Here is an 18,419-nt window from a genome sequence, read left to right as displayed (position 1 = left end):
CATAGGGCTTGACAAATCAGCCAGACTTGACTTATACTTTTCTTATAATGGGAATCCGTGTCGCCCTGTAACCACCCTCTTTTCAGACCAGATAACGACCATCTTTTGCTGACCTCAGAAGTAACTTAAAGATGACAGAATTTCGCCTCGAGAAAGACAGCATGGGAGAAATTCCCGTACCTACCGATAAACTTTGGGGAGCGCAGACCCAAAGATCCCTACAATACTTTAGTATCGGTGATAATCTCATGCCCCGGGAGATGATCGCGTCCTATGCCATTCTCAAAAAAGCCTGTGCAATTGTCAATCAGCAAAAAAATCGTCTCAGTCAGGAGAGAAAAAACCTAATCTGTCAAGTCTGCGATGAAATTTTAGCCGGACAACACGCAGATAACTTTCCCCTCTACGTTTGGATGACGGGAAGTGGCACTCAATTTAACATGAACATCAACGAAGTCATCTCCAATCGTTGTAGTCAACTGACGGGGAATCCTCTGGGTAGCAAAACTCCCGTCGATCCCAACGATCATGTTAATATGTCCCAATCGACGAATGATTCCTTTCCCTCGGCCATGTATATTGCCGTTGCCTTGGCAGTCAAGGAAAAATTAATTCCCAGTCTGCAACTATTACGGAATAGTCTCGATGAAAAGGCGCAATTATGGGCAAATATAGTTAAAATTGGTCGCACTCACCTACAGGATGCCACCCCTTTAACCCTCGGACAAGAATTCTCCGGTTATGTGGGTTTATTGGATGATGGCAGCGATTGGCTAGAAAAATGTCTAGAAAAAGTCTATCGTTTATCCTTGGGAGGAACTGCCGTCGGTACGGGAATTAATGCTCCCCCGGATTTTGATCGAGATGTGGCGGCCGAAATCGCTAATCTGACCAAATTACCCTTTATTACCGCTCCTAATAAGTTTACCGTGCAAGGTTCCCACGATGCTCTAGTTTTCTTGAGCGGGGGACTGAAAACTATCGCTAGTTCCCTCTATAAAATTGCTAATGATATCCGTTTACTTAGCTGTGGTCCCCGTTGTGGAATCGGAGAATTACAGCTGCCGGAAAATGAACCGGGTTCTTCAATTATGCCGGGGAAAGTTAATCCCACCCAATGCGAAGCTTTATCGATGATAGCATTGCAGGTGATGGCTAATGATTTAGCGGTGACGATGGGAGGCGCTGGAGGACATCTGGAAATGAATGTCTATAAACCGCTGTTGATTCATAATCTCATGCAGTCTATCCGTTTGCTCACTGATGGTTGCGGTAATTTCTGTCAGTTTTTGGTTCAGGGGATGACTGCTAATCAAAAACAAATTGAGACTTTTTTAAATCAGTCCTTGATGCTGGTGACTGCCTTAAGTCCCGTGATTGGCTACCAAAAGGCTGCCTACGTCGCTCATTATGCCCTAGAAAAGGATTTAACCCTGAAAGTGGCAGCCTTGCAACTGGGATACATCAAGGAAGCGGATTTTGATCGCATTGTTGACCCCGCTAAGATGGTAAATCCCTACGTTGCCGATGGTTAATTCTCTGAGGGGATAACTGCCGCAAAAATCAGAGGTCGCAGGCAGGCACGGATTCCCATTATACATATAAGTATAAGGCAAGCAGCGGGATTTGTCAAGCCCCGCCAGCAAAAATTTCCGCTAAACTTGGGTAATGATAGCGAAGAAAACAAACAGAAAAATCATCAATGCTGCTGCCATGCGGAAGAAGGATTTAGGAAGATTAATAACTTTCTCCAGTTTCAAGAAACCCACCAGAAAATAAGCGACGATTGCCAGGAGAATCGGGATAACTAAGCGCCAGATTGTGCCAAGGGGACCAGAGAAAAACTCACCGATTTTATAGCGGGGTGTATCTTCTTCTGCGTGAGGAGGAATAGTTACACTTGTCCAAGTTTCTCCCCCATCGGTGGAACGAAAAACTGTAGTTTTAGCACCACCAAAACCGAATAAAGTTTTATCTTGAGCGTAATTAGGGGAAAAGCGGATGGGGATACCAGAGGAAGGGATACTATGAATTTTCACTAGGGGTATTTTAGGATCACCAATTAGCTTAAAAGTTGCTCCGCCATCGCTAGATTTAAACAATCCATCTCCCTGTAAACTAACTATTACCGTGCGATCATTAGCATAATCAGGAGAGATAGCAATGGTTTCTACTGATGCCTGCGGATTAAACCCTGGTTTCTCTAATTTTGTCCAACTTTTAGCCCCATCTTTGGTGACAAACAAACCAGAAATTGTCCCAGCAAAAATAGTTCCATCCTTGGGATAATTGGGAGACATTGCCAACTGCACATTAGAGGTTTTTGATAGGGGTGTTCCTTGGCTGACATTGTTCCAAGTTAGTCCACCATCAACACTTTGATAAATACCCTCTTTTCCCGTGACAAACAAAGTTTTATCCTTAGCAAAATCGGGAGAAGCTACCATAGCAGGGGCATAATTACCGGAAATTCCGCCCACTTCACTGATATTTTTAACCGTATTTCCTCCATCGGTAGAACGAAATATTCTACCCTGCTGATTGGTGAGAAAAAGAGTTTTATCCTTGGCAAAATCTGGGGAAGGAACTATTCTCGGACCGCGGACTCCTTCATCAATTTCGATAATTTTCCATAAATCACCACCGTTAGCGGATTTGGCAAATCTATTGCGTAAAAACCCAGCAAAAATAGTTCGATCTTGTCCATAGTTAGGAGAAAAGGCAATGTCAAAGAAACGCCGGGGATCCTGTCCTGATTCTTCGGGATCTTTACCAAGTCGATAAACTTCTAAACCGCGATTAATTGGTGTCCAAGTTTCCCCTTTATCCCGACTGATGAAGATATTGCCTACATAATTAGCAATGACGACAGTGGCATCCTCGGCATAATTAGGAGAAACCGCCATGGCGATAACTGTTCCCCGGGCTAAAGTTTCTATTTCCTGCCATTGTTTGCCCCTATCTGTGGTTTTAAATAAGCCATTAAATCCCCCCAAAAACATCGTATCTTGAACGACTTTTAAATCCATAAAATGGGGAACTTTATAATCATCAGCTTGTTTGTCTTTGGTTAAACCCTCGCTCATTTTTGTCCAACTTTTGCCCCCATCTTGGGAAACATACATCCCGTCATACCAAGTAATGGCATAAAGGGTAGAGTTTTGGGCATAGTCGGGAGAAATAACGATGTCTTCGATGATTTTATCTTTAATTCCTTCGTTGACGGCTTGGAAGGTTTTACCATCATCAACGGTTTTAAAAATACCCGCTTCTTTTGTGCCGACAAAAAAGGTTTTATCCCTGTCTAGATTAGGAGAAAAAGCAATTGTATCTACTGCCCCCACATTGGTAGGTAAGGGGAGATTCTGCCAAGTTTTCCCCCCATCGGAGGAAGTGTATAATTTACCCTGTTCATCCCCGAAAAAAATTCGACCGGGATTGTTGGGAGTAATAGCTAGAGAGGTTATCAGTGCCGTGGTGGGGAAAATATTTGACCAATTTTTACCGCCATCTTCGGTTAAATAAACCCCTTTTTCTAATCCCACTGCCGCTGCTATATTGGCATCGGAAGGGGCAATTTCTAGGAAGTTAACAAAGTTAGTTTCTAAACCCTGATTAACTTTCTGCCAAGATTCCCCCGCATCTTCACTTTTATAAATACCATTGGATCTTGAAGCTAAATAGAGAATATTTTTATTGAGGGGAGAGAGGGATAGGGAACTTAATTCCCCCGTATAATCTAAACCTTGAATTAATCTTGTCCAGTTGCTACCTCCATCCCTAGACTTATAAAGGTTATTTCGCACCAAGATATATACTGTATTATCTGTCTGGAAATCAGGAGAAACTTCCACTTGACTAATTACATCATGGGGACGATGGGCAAAAGCGGGATTACTCCAAAGACAAAAAACTGTAGCAATTATCAATAAAATGAGATTAAACTTGTGGGCGCATCTCAGCAAACTTTGGCGATTAATCATACTTAAACTGCTAATATCGAGGATAAAAATTGACCTAATCTAGCAAAGGGCGATCAAAATTTAAGCAAGGGTTCTGTAAGAGTATAGACGAAAATGGCGATTATAACCATTACTAAAATCAGGCTTATTTGCTATCAGCATAGATTAGAGCCAATCTCTACACTTTGATTATTGTAGAGACTCATTGCCTTTTGTAATCCTTGTTTGAGACCAAGTTCGATCGCTTTTCTGGACAAGTCTAACACTTTCAAGATTACTTGGTTTTCTTGGGGGGTGAATCGGCCTAAAACGTGGGAAATAGTCGCTTTTTCGCTTGATTTACCGATTCCTATGCGTAAACGAGCGAAGTTTTCCGTGCCAACGTGGGCAATCATTGATTTAATACCGTTGTGTCCGCCCGCCGATCCCGATAGACGGATTCTCAACCGGCCTAGGGGCAGATCCATATCATCGTAAATGACTAAAATCGACTCTGGGGCTAGTTTATACCAGTCCAGCACCGATCGCACCGATTGCCCAGAGCGATTCATATAGGTTTGGGGTTTCAAGAGACGAATTTTGCCCGGGAGAGGACTGTCACCCTCGGCAATAAAACCTTGAAATCGCTTATTTTCCTGCCAAGATAGCCGCCAATCCCGCGCTAATGAGTCCACAGTTTCAAAACCGATATTATGACGGGTGCGATCATATTTGGGTTCGGGATTACCCAAACCGATAATTAGTTGAGGAATAATTAAATTAGGGGTTTTATCGGAATTCATAGGGAGAAATCGGGCTTTTAACCATGACCCGACTCTTATTATCACCGAATTAGCACTCGGAGCGCTGGAACAAAGTTTCTAGATAAACCTTGGCACAGCTATTTTGCTCCTCAAAATTCATCCTTTCGGAGGATTGACAATTAAGCAGAAAAAATGACAATGCCGCCGTAAACACACCATCTTGATCCCAACCGGGGTGGGTTTCTAGATATTGTTGTAGGGATTGGTGGAGGATTTCGGGGATTTCTGCCAAGATACTGACTGATGTATTCATATCGTTTACCTCTGATCGGAAGTGGGGAAATCCCTGACTGGTGCAGTGGACAGTAAGGACTATTGTGAGCCAAGTTGGGGGGAGTTGCAATATTACCAGATGTAAAGGAATGCTTTAGAAAAACTTAATATTTACGAGGGAATAAGGGTTAGAGCTAGATTTTATTTACTCAACTTAACAGTAACTCAGTATCTATCGATGGGAATTTTGACAATCAAGATTAATTTTTTCTCGAAGCAAGTGCCGATTCTATCGCTGTTGCCTGTGGAAAAGTCTGGGTAAACTGTGGAAAACTTGGGAGTGAGTGGGGAAATACTGGGGAATGTATGGGGGAAAACATTGGGGAAAAATAAGATTTGCAAATTTTAGTCAGCAGTGATGATCAAGACTACTTAGGCACTCTTGTCAGAGTACCTTTTCTAGCTGAATGCTGGCTGCTATGCTTTCACCACCAATACTGAACAGGTAGCTTCTGCCACCACGAGACTACTAACAGAATCTTCGATCACCCGTTGAACTCCCGTTAATCCCCGGCTACCGATCACGATCAGATCAGCATGATAGATATTAGCTAAACGAATAATTTCCTCCGCTGGATCACCAAAGATGACCTCGATTTCACTAGGGGCAGCAATCTGGGATTGATAGCAGCGCAATTGATCTTCAATGATCTCACGGGAGGGGTGAGGGCGATCAACTGGCGATTCATCTCCCTCCTTGCCGAGGATATGGGTGAGGATGATGCAAGAATTTGCCGTTAGAGAAAGGGAATTCAAGGACTGAAGGACTCGATCCGATAATTCCCCACAATCTAAGGCAACAACGATATTTTTAAACATTTTGACTAAATCCTGCCGCTAAACAAACTTCCAATTAAGATCCCAGGGCAAAAAATCTTTTATTTTGCCATTATCTAAGGATAATAAGCCTAGATAGACAATTTTATAGGTTATTGCGCTCGGTTAAGATTTCGTACCCCGTGGCGGTTACTAAGACAGTATGCTCAAATTGAGCGGAGAGAGCATTATCCATTGTCACCACCGTCCAACGATCGCGCAAAGTTCTGGTATGTTTAGATCCCGCATTGACAATTGGTTCAATTGCCAGAGTCATCCCGGCGCGGAGTTTGACATTGGGTAACTGATTAGTGCGAAAATTAAATACCGAGGGTTCTTCGTGGAGATTTCTGCCGACTCCATGACCGGTAAAATCTTCTACCACCTGGAAACCGTTAGCTTGAACGTGATCTTCGATCGCTCCCGCAATATCGAGCAGATAATTGCCCGCTTTTACCTGATTTATGCCTTTATATAAAGCTTCTTCCGCCACGCGGATTAATTTTTCGGCCTTTGGAGAGACGGAACCGATAGCGATCGTGATACAGGAATCCCCATGATAACCTTGGTAGTAGGCCCCCGTATCTACCTTTAACACAGAACCAGCTTTGAGGCGTTTTTTCGGGCTAGGGATACCGTGAACGACTTCGTTATCGACGGAGGCACAAATCGAGGCAGGAAAGCCATAATAACCTTTAAAACTGGGAGTAGCACCCATTTCGCGGATACGTTTTTCCGCATAGGCATCCAGAGCCGCCGTCGTCATCCCGGGTTGAGCGATCTCGGCAATTTCCTTGAGGACTGTGGCGGCAATTTTACCTGCTTGTCGCATAATCACGATTTCTGCGGCGGATTTGGTCTCGATTCCCCGGCGGCTTTTCTGTACTCGCGGTGAACCTACTTGCTCTGGGGTTTTAGTTTCGGGAAAAAGCAGCTTGGTTAGGATGTTCATGGACAGTTGGCTCAGAGTCTTTACTTAACTTAGCATTTTCCCGGCGATCGATGACTGCTCTGGAGAAATCAAGGAACATTTAGAAAAGCTATAGTAGGAAAAAGGCTATTTTTCCGGCGAGGTGACAATTTATGGCAGTCAAAAAAGAGTTTTCCAGTTTTCAGCAACTGTTGCAAACCACTAATCTTCCCGTGTTAGTGGATTTCTATGCCACTTGGTGCGGTCCTTGTCAAATGATGGCTCCGATTCTAGAACAAACGGGAATGTATTTCAAAAATCGCCTACAAATTGTCAAAATTGATACAGACAAATATCCTAATTTAGCCACTAAGTACGGTATTCAAGCTTTACCGACTTTAGTAGTCTTTAAAAATGGTCAACCGATCGATCGAATCGAGGGAGTGGTGCAGGTTAACCAACTGGTTCAACATTTACAAACTCTGTTGTAAGATAATTTTGAACCAGAACTAGGAGTTAGTGCCATGGCAAAGGCGATTTGGAATGGTGCAGTGGTAGCGGAAAGCGATAACTGCGAAATTGTCGAGGGAAACTACTATTTTCCCCCCGATACCATCAAAGCTGAATATTTTCAATCCAGTAACACCCATACCATTTGTTCTTGGAAAGGAGAGGCTAGTTATTATACTCTCAGGGTAGATGGACAGGACAATAAAGATGCCGCTTGGTATTATCCCGATCCTAAACCAAAAGCCCAAAATATTAAAGGATATATCGCTTTTTGGCGAGGTGTGCAGGTTGAGAAATGATCGCCATCTACCCCGGCAGCTTCGATCCAGTTACACTCGGTCATTTAGATATTATCGAACGCAGTGTGCCACTATTCGAGCGAGTAATCGTGGCAGTTCTCTGCAATCCCCATAAAAACCCCTTATTTAGCGTCGAAAAACGCATAGAACAGATCAGTTACTGTACAAAACACCTGAAAAACGTTGAGATAGACAGTTTTTCAGGATTAACAGTTGAATATGCCAGATTAAAAGGAGCTAAGGTACTTTTGCGGGGGTTGCGGGTTCTCTCAGACTTTGAAAAAGAACTGCAAATGGCACATACCAATAAAACTCTCTGGGAAGGGATTGAAACGGTTTTTTTGGCCACCACTAAAGAATATAGTTTTTTAAGTAGTAGCGTGGTTAAAGAAATCGCTCAATTCGGTGGCTCTGTCACCCATCTAGTCCCAGAAAACGTTTCTAGAGATATTTACTCATACTATAGTTAACATACTAGAATACAGGAATGAGGACGATCTGAACCTATGGCGCGCCGAGAACCTAATGATCGCAGAAAAGCAGTACCTAACACTTCTAATAGTGGGGTTCCCAGTCCACCCGTCGATTTCGATATCTATCAGGATTTGGCGCGTCTGCAAGAGATGATTTTTGAGAGTTTCCATATCCCTCTCACCCGTTGGACAATGATCGATGAGGGACAGATATCCGAACAGATCGAGATCATCTATGAAACCGTGCCACCAGCAGTACAGAAAGCTTTAGCAATTTTGCAGGAAGAAGAAGAAATTATTACTAAAGCGGAAGAATACGCTCAACAAGTCCTTCGTTCCGCTCAACAAAGGGCAGCCCAAATTCTCGATCAGTCCGGTATTATTCAACAAGCAGAACGGCAAGCAGCCCAAATTCGTCAACAGGTTCAGCAGGAGTGCGAATCTGTGCAACAACAAACCCTCGATGAAATCGAACAGATGCGTCACAGCGCCCTACAGGAAGTGCAACAGTTACGACAAAAAACCCAAGCTGAATGTCATGAAATTCAAAAAGGCGCTGACGACTATGCCGAAGCGGTTTTAGAACATCTCGATCGACAATTAGGGGAAATGTTACAAATTATCCGCAACGGTCGTCAACAGGTAAGATCGAAACCAACATCGTCAAAAAATCTACCCGGAGAACGTCCTTAATCAGTGATCAGTGATCAGTTATCAGTGATCATACTAAATCCGTTGAGTATAGGCTACATATCAGGACAGGCACTCATGCAAGAGGCACTCATGCAAAAGGGAGAATAAATAATCAGTTTTTAATAACCGGATTTAGTATCAGATGTAAGTTTTAAGTTAATTAAGTGGTCGGACAAAAGTAAAGTTAACCGTGGGAGTCAGGAGTCAGGAGTCAGCAGGAATTGCCAGAATTACATTTCTTAAGACAGACGACAGAATTTATGTCCGACTACTTAGTTAGTTAGTTATCTTCATCTTTATCCCTGATTACTGTTTACTGATTACTGTTTACTATTTACCGCTCACTGAAAAGCCAGCAACCTCCAATCCCTCACTGATAACTGATAACGGAATTTCATGAATAACCCCTCCTCGAATTACCATCTATTCGGACGCTTTCTTAGCGGGTTATTCAGCTGGAAAATTTGGTTATTTGTCCAGATATTTCAAGGCAGTAAAAGCTTTTATCGATTCCTGTATCATTATTTATATCGTCGTCCTAAAATCGATCGCATTCTCAGTAGCGATGTCATCTATATTCCTGAGAAAAAACTTTATAGCATTCCCCTCGATGTGCTGAAAATGGAGCAGCAAATGGTTAATAGTGATCGCCAGCAGTTGACTTCTATTACTACTTGGAAAGTTAAAACGATTCATCCCACCATAACCGAAACCGAGATACAATTCCACGATATTACCGTCGATTTACAACAGGTACACCTGATTAAATCAGACCTTAATAACTACGATTATACTAATACTCGCCGCTTGGCTCCTCTGGTGAAAACCTTACTTTTTGAAATTAACCCCAAAATTGCCAGTTTAGTAGAAAAGAAAAATCAATTACATAGACTGCGAAATCTAGCCGCATCTTCCGAAATTTTTCATTCACAAACTCCATTATATGATCGAGCAATTAATCAAGTCCAGCTAATTATTGCTCAAGCGGAAGCTTTGAGACAGGAATGTTTAAAATTTATCCGAGAAACCCTAATCGAACGGGAATTATTGCAATCCGATATCGATAGCAATCTCGTTGATTGTAACCTCGATTTTGCCAGTCAATATCAACTAATTCAAGAAAAATATCAACTCTGGAAAGAAGAAGTACAAGCTTATTTTGAATTAAAAGATTCTTCCCTACCTAAAAATTAACTATGGTTATCAGTAATCAGTTATCAGTTCACTGTTTACTGTTCACTGAAAAAACTTCCCACTTTCCCATACTTTTTCAACAGGATTTAGTATTATGTCTAATTTAACGGCAATTCGTGAACATATTTTTGCTTGGGGAAAACGCACCTATATCATGGGTGTTTTGAACGTTACTCCCGATAGTTTTAGTGATGGGGGAGAATTTGACACCGTTGAAAATGCCCTGCTACAGGCGATGAAAATGATCGAGGCCGGGGCTGATATAATCGATATCGGTGGTCAATCCAGCCGTCCAGGGGCGCAAGAAATTAGCCTAGAAGCGGAATTATCGCGAGTTATCCCCGTAATCACCGCTATTCGACAACAAAGTTCTATTCCTATCTCTCTCGATACCACTAGGGCGATCGTAGCAGCCCAAGGTATCGCCGCCGGGGCCGATTTGATCAATGATATTTCTGGGGGAACCTTCGATCGCCTATTATTGCCCACGGTGGCTAAATTGGCTGTTCCCATCATCCTCATGCACCTGCGGGGCAATCCGCAAACGATGCAATCCCTAACACATTATGATGATTTAGTCAAGGAAATTAAAGAATTTTTACAGAATCGCGTTAAGGAAGCTGTACAGTGGGGCATTGCTAGGGAAAATATTATCATCGATCCGGGGATTGGTTTCGCCAAAACCGGGCGACAAAATCTTGAGTTATTGCGAGAATTAGGGCAATTTCGGGATTTAGATTTACCTATTTTAATTGGATTGTCGAGAAAACGCTTTATCGGCGAGATTACAGGCAAAGATGACCCAAAAGAACGAGTTTTCGGAACGGCGGCGGCCTGTGCTATAGCGATCGCTAAGGGGGCCGATATCCTGCGCGTCCATGATGTGGCCGCGATCGTAGATGTGAGTAAAGTGGTGGACGCAATCGAGCGAAGTTGAAAATTTTTGCTAGTCTTAGAATCATCCACAGTTCGATCGAGATCAGCGATGAATAGCCAACTAACCAGCGATCATTGTATGTTACCCGTGATTCGATCTCCCCGGGATTATCAAGTTTTTCGCATTAGCGCTGGGGATACGAATCGTTTAGCGATCGTCTTTGATTCTACCGTAGCGGGGGATTCCTTGACCGTCTGTGTGGAAATTTTCGATCCCCACGGTCGCACCCCTACCCATCGTCATCATTTTGCCGTAGAAATGTTTTTTATCCTCAAAGGGGAAGGAATGGCTATCTGTGATGGTAAACCAATTCCCCTAGGTCCAGGGGATAGTTTATTAGTCCGTCCCACGGGTATTCACGAGATTAGAAATGTGGGGGACGGAAGACTGTATGCACTATGTTTTATGGTTCCCAATGAGGATTTTTCGGAATTAATTCGTAATGGTATCCCAGAGGAGTTAGACGCGGAAGATTTAGAGGTGTTGATGGGAACTATTAAAGGATAATCAAGCCATGTTATACCTTAAATTTTGGCCTTTTTTTCTAGAAAGAGGGCGATAAAAAAGGTAAAGGTTCCTCCCAGAAGTCCGAAGATTAGCCAATTTAATCTTGGATAGCCTTTATTGATAGCGATGACTGTAGCAATGCCACCGATGAGACAATGCCAGAAAAAAAGCAACAAGAATAAATCCAAGCTCGGGGAAATATCACCAATTAGTTTCATATTTTATCAGTAGAGCGATAGAGTTAATTATTTAGATAGCAAATCTCTAGAATCTTTCCAATGACCGAATCCCTGACCCTATTTTATGTTTATTAACCTCTATAAGTATTTCTATTTTTTTGTCCAAGGCCATTTTGTTCCCATCTCGGTTAAAGCTGAAAAAACTAGATAGAGAATGAGAAGGGCAACACAAACGAGAAAAGTCAATAAGTCGTTATTCATCGAGTTATCGCTGATAGCTTAAAGGTCACTAATTCACTACTATCCATTCTACTTAGCAATTGCTGCTTTTCTAGACTGTTGAAACAGGATTGATCATTGTTGCTGTTGTGCCAAATAGTTAAGCACTGTTTCTAGAGTCAAGTCTAAGTGTTCCGAGATTTGTTGCGGGGTTAAACCGAGGTCTTGTAGTAGCGGAATTGTTTTCAATTTTTGCAAGTTTATTCCCCGTTCAATTCCCTGTTCAATTCCCTGTTCAATTCCCCGTTCAATTCCCTGTTCAATTCCCTGTTCAATACCATCTCCAAAAGCTTCTTGATAGAAACGAGTTTGTTTTAGGTCTTGTAGTTCCAACATAGCTTCAATTTCCTCTCGACTTTTTTGGGGTAATTTATAAATGATGATCGTTTCGATTAAATCAATGACATTTTTCTGTACTAAGCGATCGCTGAGTTCTCTTTGAGCCTGTTTAATTAAAATCTTAGCAGAATTAACAGCTTGACTCTCACTTTCCGTAACCAATTTGATCAGGGCGATCGCTAAGGAAGGAGTCTCATCATTTGCCAATTCATCCAGATAGATTCTTTTAATCCTGTCCAAGGCTAACAAATCTGCAAATTGCTGGGGATGTTCTCGCTCAATTTCTCGACTAGGATAAATAACAACTATCTGCCAGGGTGACAAAGGTTTATACTGTCTAAGATACAGGAAAAGTTCCGAAAATAATCGATAATATAGGTCTTCATCCTTTTGAAACTGCACTTCTACCAGATAAAAAGGCAAATTTTCCAGATTATCGAGCGGCAAAAATAAACCATCCAATCGAAAAGCTAGTTGTTTAACTTCTTGGGAAGTAAATCGATAATTGCTTACGATAACATCGGGTCGTTCGATTAATTCAAAGAACGAATCGGGAAAATCGAGAAACATTCGATAAAATATGCTGTCAGTTTTCATGTCATCGCTGATAGCTTAAAGGTCACTGATTCGCTACTATTCATTTGCCCACTACTTAGCAATTGCTGCTTTTCTAGACTGTTTAAACAGGATTGATTATTGTTGCTGTTGTGTCAAATAGTTAAGCACTGTTTCCAGAGTCAAGTCTAAGCGTTCCGAGATTTGTTGCGGGGTTAAACCGAGGTCTTGCAGTAGAGGAATTGTTTTCAATTTTTGCAAGTTTATTCCCTGTTCAATTCCCCGTTCAATTCCCTGTTCAATTCCCTGTTCAATTCCATCTCCAAAAGCTTCTTGATAGAAACGAGTTTGTTTTAGGTCTTGTAGTTCCAACATAGCTTCAATTTCCTCTCGACTTTTTTGGGGTAATTTATAAATGATGATCGTTTCGATTAAATCAATGACATTTTTCTGTACTAAGCGATCGCTGACTTCTCTTTGAGCCTGTTTAATTAAAATCTTAGCAGAATTAACAGCTTGACTCTCACTTTCCGTAACCAATTTGATCAGAGCGATCGCTAAGGAAGGAGTCTCATCATTGGCCAATTCATCCAGATAGATTCTTTTAATCCTTTCCAAGGATAACAAGTCAGCAAATTGCTGGGGATGTTCTCGCTCAATTTCTCGACTAGGATAAATAACAACTATCTGCCACGGTGACAAAGGTTTATACTGTCTAAGATACAAGAAAAGTTCCGAAAATAATCGATAATATAGGTCTTCATCCTTTTGAAACTGCACTTCTACCAGATAAAAAGGCAAATTTTCCAGATTATCGAGCGGCAAAAATAAACCATCCAATCGAAAAGCTAGTTGTTTAACTTCTTGGGAAGTAAATCGATAATTGCTTACGATAACATCGGGTCGTTCGATTAATTCAAAGAACGAATCGGGAAAATCGAGAAACATTCGATAGAATATGCTGTCAGTTTTCATGCTGTCACAAAATTACCTGTAATTTCCGCTTAATCCGCCAACAAAAGAGAATTAATCTATGATCATCCCATCGTTTCTGCAACCCGGTGCTAAAGTTTCTCTGGTGGCCACCAGTGGAGCCGTCAAGGAATTAGCCGCCCTAGAAAAAGGCGTAGAAATCTGGCGATCGAGGGGTTATCAAGTGGAATTTAGCGAGAATTGGGCCAATCGTCTCGGTTATCTCGCTGGTAGCGACGAGCAACGTCGTCAAGCTTTAGCCCAAGCATGGCAAGATGCCGATTGTCAAGCAATTCTCTGCGCTAGGGGGGGTTACGGTAGCGCTCGCCTCTTGGAAAATTGGACATGGGCAAAAACTAACCCCAAATGGTTAATCGGTTTTTCCGACGTGACGGGGATTTTATGGAGTTTAGCGAAACAGGGCATTTGTAGCGTTCACGGGCCAGTTTTAACCACCTTAGCCCAAGAAAGTCCCCAATCAATCGATCGCCTCTTTTCTCTCCTGGAAGGTCGTCCTTTAGCCCCTCTTGTCGGTCAAGGTTGGGGTGGGGGCAAAGTGCGGGGACGCTTATTACCAGCTAATTTAACCGTAGCCACCCATCTCCTCGGAACCTCGGTTCAACCCACCCTAGAGGGGGTAATTTTAGCCCTAGAGGACGTAACCGAGGCCCCCTACCGGATCGATCGAATGTTAACTCAGTGGCGAATGCTGGGCATTTTCTCCCAAATTAAAGCCATTGCTCTCGGTCGTTTTAGCCGTTGTCTGGCGGCCCCCGGTAGTGATAGTCAAACCGTAGAGGAAGTCTTAAAAGAGCGTTTGGGCGATTTGGGTATTGCGGTTATTGCTGAGTTACCTTTCGGTCATGATGGCGATAATGCCGCTTTACCGGTGGGAACAATGGTAGAACTGGACGGGGATCGGGGAATCTTAGAATTTTTCTATCCCCAATGATCCACTTTTTTGATAGTATCTTAGAGAAGTGTTAACAAATGTAACAAAAAATTAATTATAGATGAAAGTATTAGTTGTCGGTGCGACAGGAACCCTAGGGCGACAGATCGTGCGTCATGCCATCGATCAGGGACATCAAGTGCGTTGTTTGGTCCGCAGTCAGAGAAAAGCGGCTTTTTTGAAGGAATGGGGCGCGGAATTAGTCGGGGGAACCCTGCGGGATAAAAGTACGATTATTACTGCTTTAGAGGGAATGGACGCGGTGATCGATGCCGCTACTGCCCGGGCGACGGACTCAGCCAGCATTAAACAGGTGGATTGGGATGGTAAAGTTAATCTGATTCAAGCGGCCAAAACTGCCGGAGTTGATCGCTTTATTTTCTTCTCGATTCTCAATGCCGAAAAATATCCCAACGTGCCTTTGATGGAGATAAAACGCTGTACCGAGAAATTTCTAGCAGAATCGGGTTTAAAATATACAATTCTCCGTCCCTGTGGCTTCATGCAGGGGTTAATCGGTCAATACGCCATCCCGATGTTAGATAATCAAACGGTCTGGATCACGGGGGAAAGTACGGCGATCGCCTACATGGACACCCAAGATATCGCTAAATTCGCCGTTCGCGCTTTAGAAGTCCCCGAAACCGTCGGTCAATCCTATCCCGTAGTCGGCAGCAAAGCTTGGAAAGCTGAAGAAATTATCGAAGTTTGCGAACGCTTATCGGGTAAAGAGGGGAAAATTTGGCGTTTACCCATGGGATTACTGCGTTTTATGCGAGGAATAAGCCGTTGTTTCCAATGGACTTATAATATATCTGACCGACTAGCTTTTGCGGAAGTTCTCGCTAGTGATCAAGCTCTTGATGCCCCCATGGCAGAAGTTTATCAAGTATTTGGCCTTGATCCGAGTCAAACAACTACTTTAGAATCCTATTTACAAGAATACTTTAGCCGCATTCTCAAGAAGCTCAAGGAAATCGACTTCGAGAAACAAAAAGCTCAGAAGAAGAAGAAAACTCCTTTCAAAAAGAAAGCGTGATTCAGCAGTAGGAAAATTTGTCAATGCCCAAAATCGGCATTATTTACAACGATATTAAGCCTATCGCTTGTAAAACAGCCCATCAGATACAAGATCAGCTACTTTCTTTAGGTTGGCAGGTGTTTATGGCCACCGGCAGCGGTGGCCTGCTAGGCCATTCTAAACCCTCTCGTCCAGTTTGTTTTACCCCGATCGATCAGTTAGTCCCCCCCCACTTCGAGCAAGATTTAAGTTTTGCGATCGTGTTGGGGGGCGATGGTACAGTCCTATCGGCGGCCCGGCAGTTGGCCACCCTCAATTTGCCCCTGTTAACGGTCAATACGGGACACATGGGCTTTTTGACCGAAATTTACCTAAATCAGCTTGAACCCGCCTTAGAACTGGTTCTAGAGGGGAATTACACCATCGAAAATCGCTCGATGATCACGGTGCGACTGTTTCGCGAAGATACCCTCCTCTGGGAGGCACTTTCTCTCAATGAGGTGGTCGTCCACCGGGAACCCCTCACCAGTATGTGTCATTTTGAGATTCAAATTGGTGAACACGCACCCGTCGATATCGCTGCCGATGGGGTGATTCTCTCCACTCCTACCGGTTCTACTGCCTATGCTCTCAGCGCCGGTGGCCCGGTAATAACTCCCGATGTGCCGGTATTACAATTAGCCCCCATTTGTCCCCATTCTTTAGCTTCCAGATCCTTGGTATTTTCTGACAAGGAAACTGTGAATATTTTCCCAGCAACTGCCAACAGGATGGTGATGGTAGTGGACGGTAATGGCGGTTCTTATATCTTGCCAGAAGATCGAATTAATGTGCAGAAATCGCCCCACCAAGTCCATTTTATTCGTCTGCAATCTACGGAATTCTTCCGCATCCTCCGGGAAAAATTGGGTTGGGGTTTGCCTCATATTGCTAAACCAACTTCGGTGGAATTACCTTAATCAGTGATCAGTGATCAGTGATCAGATGGTATTTTTCATTTCACTGATTACTGGTTACTGTTTACTGATAGCTGAATTTATGCTCTCTTTTCGTGCCAAGATAGCTTTTTATTTAGAGGATGTCACCACGGCGATCGGACTGACGGTAAATCTGCTTATCTTGGCATTAATTTTACTATCTTTGGGGATTTATGTGGCTCAAACCTATCCCTTATCCGCCATTTGGCAAATGTGGTTACGTCAGCTTGATTGGGGAATTTTAAGCTTATTTTCCCTAGAGTATTTAATTCGGTTTTGGTGTGCGGAATCAAAACTAGGCTTTGTTTTTAATATTTTTTCCATCCTAGATTTATTGTCAATTCTGCCTCTATTTTTTGGATTTTTTGATATTAGGTTTTTTAGAATTTTTCGCTGGTTTAGAATTTTGCGAGTGATTCGTTTTTTTGGTTCCGATCTTTCTATTTTTCGGATTAAAACTTCTGATCAAATAGTATTTACTCGCATATTACTAACTCTATTTTCGATTATTTTTGTCTATGCGGGTTTAATTTATCAGATCGAACACCCGATTAATCCTCAAGTCTATCGGACATTTTTTGATGCTTTTTACTTCGCCGTTGTGACTATGACTACCGTGGGGTTCGGGGATGTGACCCCCCTTTCTGATGGGGGCAAAATGGTGACAGTTTTAATGATTTTAACGGGAGTTTTGTTAATTCCCTTGCAAATTAGCACTCTGACTAAACAAATATTAAAATCTGGCACTCAAATTGATTATCCTTGTCCAGATTGTGGTTTACCCCGTCACGATATAGATGCCAATTTTTGTAAAAACTGTGGCGCAAAACTCTTAAAAAAACCTGATTGAGAGTAATTCTGGACAAAGGGAGGGTGGGGATCTTTTCAGTGATCAGTAAACAGTAATCAGTAATCAGTGAACTGAAAAGGCTCTCTTGGATATTGGCTGAAAAATGTTCACATTGTTACATTATGGGCGCAAGCAGTTCGATAAACTCACTGACCACGTTGCGCCCCTACATTGCACCTGTGTGATTGGTAGAGACCTATAGCCTACGCCCTTTCTTCGATAAGATTTGCTCATCACTATAACCCCAAGAGAGCCACTGATAACTGATAACTGATAACTGTCTCGGAGTCTCCTGACTCCTAACGACCGACGACCGATGGCCGACGGAATCATGACAATTTACAATTGCTTAATAATTGTTGCCACTGCCGTGATAATATGTCTTGTGGCTCACCTGAGCGTCATAGCTCGGAAAGCAATCCAGATATTGAGATTAGTCTATCGCTGATTTAGGTGTACCTTGTCTGACCCATCGATCGAATCTCCCCCAACCCCAGAAACCAACCCGCCGTCAGATCCGATGCGGGAATACTATCAACTACAAAACACCTTATTGATCACCACCCTGATCTTAAGCGGTCTGATCTTTATACCCGTGTGGCTGTTTTATTCCCTCAATACCGCCCTTAATTACCTATTAGGGGCAATGGTGGGAGTTGTTTACCTAAAACTCCTCGCCGGGGAAGTGGAAAAATTGGGGGTAACGAAAAATCGCGTGGGCAAAAAAGGATTAGCCCTATTCGCCGGATTAATCATCATCGCCAGTCGTTGGCAAGAACTGCACATAGTGCCAGTTTTTTTGGGGTTTTTGACCTATAAAGGGGCGATCATCGTCTATACTCTGCAAACCATCTTCAAGCTGGAGCAGAAAGCCGATTCCTAAACCCTTTGACCGTTAAAAATAACCCTGATTTGCGA

21 protein-coding genes are annotated in these 18,419 nt (G+C 42.8%); 13 read left to right on the top strand and 8 right to left on the bottom strand.

The window, feature by feature from the left end:
* The first annotated feature begins 131 nt into the window (after positions 1-131).
* Positions 132-1,535: a class II fumarate hydratase gene (fumC, locus tag RAM70_RS21925; RefSeq protein WP_312675626.1), complete on the top strand. Its 1,404-nt coding sequence runs from the start codon at positions 132-134 to the stop codon at positions 1,533-1,535.
* A 120-nt stretch (positions 1,536-1,655) separates the two neighbouring features.
* Here the strand turns inward: fumC and RAM70_RS21920 are convergent, their stop codons facing one another.
* The 5 genes from RAM70_RS21920 to map form a co-directional block, all read right to left on the bottom strand.
* On the bottom strand, positions 1,656-3,983 hold the full coding sequence (locus RAM70_RS21920; RefSeq protein ID WP_312675624.1) for a WD40/YVTN/BNR-like repeat-containing protein: 2,328 nt from the start codon (positions 3,981-3,983) through the stop codon (positions 1,656-1,658).
* Between the two features lie 134 nt (positions 3,984-4,117).
* Positions 4,118-4,744, bottom strand: a complete 627-nt coding sequence (gene pth / locus RAM70_RS21915; protein ID WP_312675622.1) for an aminoacyl-tRNA hydrolase — start codon at positions 4,742-4,744, stop codon at positions 4,118-4,120.
* 49 nt (positions 4,745-4,793) lie between these two features.
* Complete coding sequence (locus RAM70_RS21910) at positions 4,794-5,018, bottom strand: DUF2811 domain-containing protein (protein WP_002800048.1); 225 nt, start codon at positions 5,016-5,018, stop codon at positions 4,794-4,796.
* 437 nt (positions 5,019-5,455) lie between these two features.
* Entirely contained in the window at positions 5,456-5,857 is a 402-nt protein-coding gene (locus RAM70_RS21905) for a universal stress protein (RefSeq protein ID WP_045360719.1), read from the bottom strand.
* A 103-nt stretch (positions 5,858-5,960) separates the two neighbouring features.
* A complete protein-coding gene (map, locus tag RAM70_RS21900) occupies positions 5,961-6,806 on the bottom strand; it encodes a type I methionyl aminopeptidase (protein WP_045360720.1) in 846 nt (281 codons plus the stop codon).
* Positions 6,807-6,937: 131 nt separating this feature from the next.
* On the opposite strand from map, the gene trxA reads away from it, so the two are divergent.
* The 7 genes from trxA to RAM70_RS21865 all read left to right on the top strand — a co-directional run bounded on the left by trxA (position 6,938) and on the right by RAM70_RS21865 (position 11,377).
* Positions 6,938-7,255 carry a thioredoxin gene (gene trxA, locus RAM70_RS21895; protein WP_045360722.1) on the top strand — a complete coding sequence of 106 codons (318 nt, stop codon included), beginning with the start codon at positions 6,938-6,940 and terminating at the stop codon, positions 7,253-7,255.
* A 33-nt stretch (positions 7,256-7,288) separates the two neighbouring features.
* Positions 7,289-7,573 (top strand): DUF427 domain-containing protein, encoded by a 285-nt coding sequence (locus RAM70_RS21890; protein ID WP_045360724.1) that lies wholly within the window; start codon positions 7,289-7,291, stop codon positions 7,571-7,573.
* The gene (gene coaD / locus RAM70_RS21885) at positions 7,570-8,043 is read left to right on the top strand and encodes a pantetheine-phosphate adenylyltransferase (RefSeq protein WP_002779868.1); all 474 of its coding nucleotides are present in this window, start codon (positions 7,570-7,572) and stop codon (positions 8,041-8,043) included. Before RAM70_RS21890 ends, coaD begins: the two co-directional genes overlap by 4 nt.
* 36 nt (positions 8,044-8,079) lie before the next feature.
* Positions 8,080-8,739, top strand: coding sequence for a F0F1 ATP synthase subunit B (locus tag RAM70_RS21880; RefSeq protein ID WP_045360727.1), 660 nt, complete (start codon positions 8,080-8,082; stop codon positions 8,737-8,739).
* Positions 8,740-9,135: 396 nt separating this feature from the next.
* Positions 9,136-9,933, top strand: a complete 798-nt coding sequence (locus RAM70_RS21875; protein WP_045360728.1) for a hypothetical protein — start codon at positions 9,136-9,138, stop codon at positions 9,931-9,933.
* 94 nt (positions 9,934-10,027) lie between these two features.
* On the top strand, positions 10,028-10,870 hold the full coding sequence (folP, locus tag RAM70_RS21870; protein ID WP_045360729.1) for a dihydropteroate synthase: 843 nt from the start codon (positions 10,028-10,030) through the stop codon (positions 10,868-10,870).
* Positions 10,871-10,918: 48 nt separating this feature from the next.
* Complete coding sequence (locus RAM70_RS21865) at positions 10,919-11,377, top strand: cupin domain-containing protein (protein ID WP_002758047.1); 459 nt, start codon at positions 10,919-10,921, stop codon at positions 11,375-11,377.
* Between the two features lie 17 nt (positions 11,378-11,394).
* Here the strand turns inward: RAM70_RS21865 and RAM70_RS21860 are convergent, their stop codons facing one another.
* From RAM70_RS21860 to RAM70_RS21850, 3 genes are all read right to left on the bottom strand, one after another.
* Positions 11,395-11,595 carry a hypothetical protein gene (locus tag RAM70_RS21860; RefSeq protein ID WP_045360731.1) on the bottom strand — a complete coding sequence of 67 codons (201 nt, stop codon included), beginning with the start codon at positions 11,593-11,595 and terminating at the stop codon, positions 11,395-11,397.
* Positions 11,596-11,910: 315 nt separating this feature from the next.
* Positions 11,911-12,771: an Rpn family recombination-promoting nuclease/putative transposase gene (locus RAM70_RS21855; protein ID WP_045360732.1), complete on the bottom strand. Its 861-nt coding sequence runs from the start codon at positions 12,769-12,771 to the stop codon at positions 11,911-11,913.
* 96 nt (positions 12,772-12,867) lie between these two features.
* Positions 12,868-13,704, bottom strand: coding sequence for an Rpn family recombination-promoting nuclease/putative transposase (locus RAM70_RS21850; RefSeq protein WP_312675619.1), 837 nt, complete (start codon positions 13,702-13,704; stop codon positions 12,868-12,870).
* A 58-nt stretch (positions 13,705-13,762) separates the two neighbouring features.
* Between RAM70_RS21850 and RAM70_RS21845 the strand changes: the two genes are divergently transcribed.
* The 5 genes from RAM70_RS21845 (at position 13,763) to RAM70_RS21825 (ending at position 18,384) form a co-directional block, all read left to right on the top strand.
* Positions 13,763-14,653 (top strand): S66 peptidase family protein, encoded by an 891-nt coding sequence (locus RAM70_RS21845; protein WP_190381725.1) that lies wholly within the window; start codon positions 13,763-13,765, stop codon positions 14,651-14,653.
* Between the two features lie 61 nt (positions 14,654-14,714).
* Positions 14,715-15,692 carry an SDR family oxidoreductase gene (locus tag RAM70_RS21840; RefSeq protein ID WP_190381726.1) on the top strand — a complete coding sequence of 326 codons (978 nt, stop codon included), beginning with the start codon at positions 14,715-14,717 and terminating at the stop codon, positions 15,690-15,692.
* 23 nt (positions 15,693-15,715) lie between these two features.
* Complete coding sequence (locus RAM70_RS21835) at positions 15,716-16,633, top strand: NAD(+) kinase (protein ID WP_045360739.1); 918 nt, start codon at positions 15,716-15,718, stop codon at positions 16,631-16,633.
* Positions 16,634-16,712: 79 nt separating this feature from the next.
* Positions 16,713-17,501, top strand: coding sequence for an ion transporter (locus RAM70_RS21830; protein WP_045360740.1), 789 nt, complete (start codon positions 16,713-16,715; stop codon positions 17,499-17,501).
* A gap of 520 nt (positions 17,502-18,021) precedes the next feature.
* Positions 18,022-18,384, top strand: a complete 363-nt coding sequence (locus RAM70_RS21825) for an ATP synthase subunit I (RefSeq protein WP_002739749.1) — start codon at positions 18,022-18,024, stop codon at positions 18,382-18,384.
* Positions 18,385-18,419 lie beyond the last annotated feature (35 nt).

The organism is Microcystis wesenbergii NRERC-220, assembly GCF_032027425.1.
Classification (GTDB): domain Bacteria; phylum Cyanobacteriota; class Cyanobacteriia; order Cyanobacteriales; family Microcystaceae; genus Microcystis; species Microcystis wesenbergii_A.
The sequence above is the reverse complement of the archived record's forward strand: the minus strand, read 5'-3'. Positions and strand labels throughout refer to the sequence as shown.

Bases quoted from the DNA above. Each gene is read 5' to 3' on its own strand.
- fumC (WP_312675626.1), top strand. From the start codon at position 132: ATGACAGAATTTCGCCTCGAGAAAGACAGCATGGGAGAAATTCCCGTA.
- RAM70_RS21920 (WP_312675624.1), bottom strand. From the start codon at position 3,983: ATGATTAATCGCCAAAGTTTGCTGAGATGCGCCCACAAGTTTAATCTC.
- pth (WP_312675622.1), bottom strand. From the start codon at position 4,744: ATGAATTCCGATAAAACCCCTAATTTAATTATTCCTCAACTAATTATC.
- RAM70_RS21910 (WP_002800048.1), bottom strand. From the start codon at position 5,018: ATGAATACATCAGTCAGTATCTTGGCAGAAATCCCCGAAATCCTCCAC.
- RAM70_RS21905 (WP_045360719.1), bottom strand. From the start codon at position 5,857: ATGTTTAAAAATATCGTTGTTGCCTTAGATTGTGGGGAATTATCGGAT.
- map (WP_045360720.1), bottom strand. From the start codon at position 6,806: ATGAACATCCTAACCAAGCTGCTTTTTCCCGAAACTAAAACCCCAGAG.
- trxA (WP_045360722.1), top strand. From the start codon at position 6,938: ATGGCAGTCAAAAAAGAGTTTTCCAGTTTTCAGCAACTGTTGCAAACC.
- RAM70_RS21890 (WP_045360724.1), top strand. From the start codon at position 7,289: ATGGCAAAGGCGATTTGGAATGGTGCAGTGGTAGCGGAAAGCGATAAC.
- coaD (WP_002779868.1), top strand. From the start codon at position 7,570: ATGATCGCCATCTACCCCGGCAGCTTCGATCCAGTTACACTCGGTCAT.
- RAM70_RS21880 (WP_045360727.1), top strand. From the start codon at position 8,080: ATGGCGCGCCGAGAACCTAATGATCGCAGAAAAGCAGTACCTAACACT.
- RAM70_RS21875 (WP_045360728.1), top strand. From the start codon at position 9,136: ATGAATAACCCCTCCTCGAATTACCATCTATTCGGACGCTTTCTTAGC.
- folP (WP_045360729.1), top strand. From the start codon at position 10,028: ATGTCTAATTTAACGGCAATTCGTGAACATATTTTTGCTTGGGGAAAA.
- RAM70_RS21865 (WP_002758047.1), top strand. From the start codon at position 10,919: ATGAATAGCCAACTAACCAGCGATCATTGTATGTTACCCGTGATTCGA.
- RAM70_RS21860 (WP_045360731.1), bottom strand. From the start codon at position 11,595: ATGAAACTAATTGGTGATATTTCCCCGAGCTTGGATTTATTCTTGTTG.
- RAM70_RS21855 (WP_045360732.1), bottom strand. From the start codon at position 12,771: ATGAAAACTGACAGCATATTTTATCGAATGTTTCTCGATTTTCCCGAT.
- RAM70_RS21850 (WP_312675619.1), bottom strand. From the start codon at position 13,704: ATGAAAACTGACAGCATATTCTATCGAATGTTTCTCGATTTTCCCGAT.
- RAM70_RS21845 (WP_190381725.1), top strand. From the start codon at position 13,763: ATGATCATCCCATCGTTTCTGCAACCCGGTGCTAAAGTTTCTCTGGTG.
- RAM70_RS21840 (WP_190381726.1), top strand. From the start codon at position 14,715: ATGAAAGTATTAGTTGTCGGTGCGACAGGAACCCTAGGGCGACAGATC.
- RAM70_RS21835 (WP_045360739.1), top strand. From the start codon at position 15,716: ATGCCCAAAATCGGCATTATTTACAACGATATTAAGCCTATCGCTTGT.
- RAM70_RS21830 (WP_045360740.1), top strand. From the start codon at position 16,713: ATGCTCTCTTTTCGTGCCAAGATAGCTTTTTATTTAGAGGATGTCACC.
- RAM70_RS21825 (WP_002739749.1), top strand. From the start codon at position 18,022: ATGCGGGAATACTATCAACTACAAAACACCTTATTGATCACCACCCTG.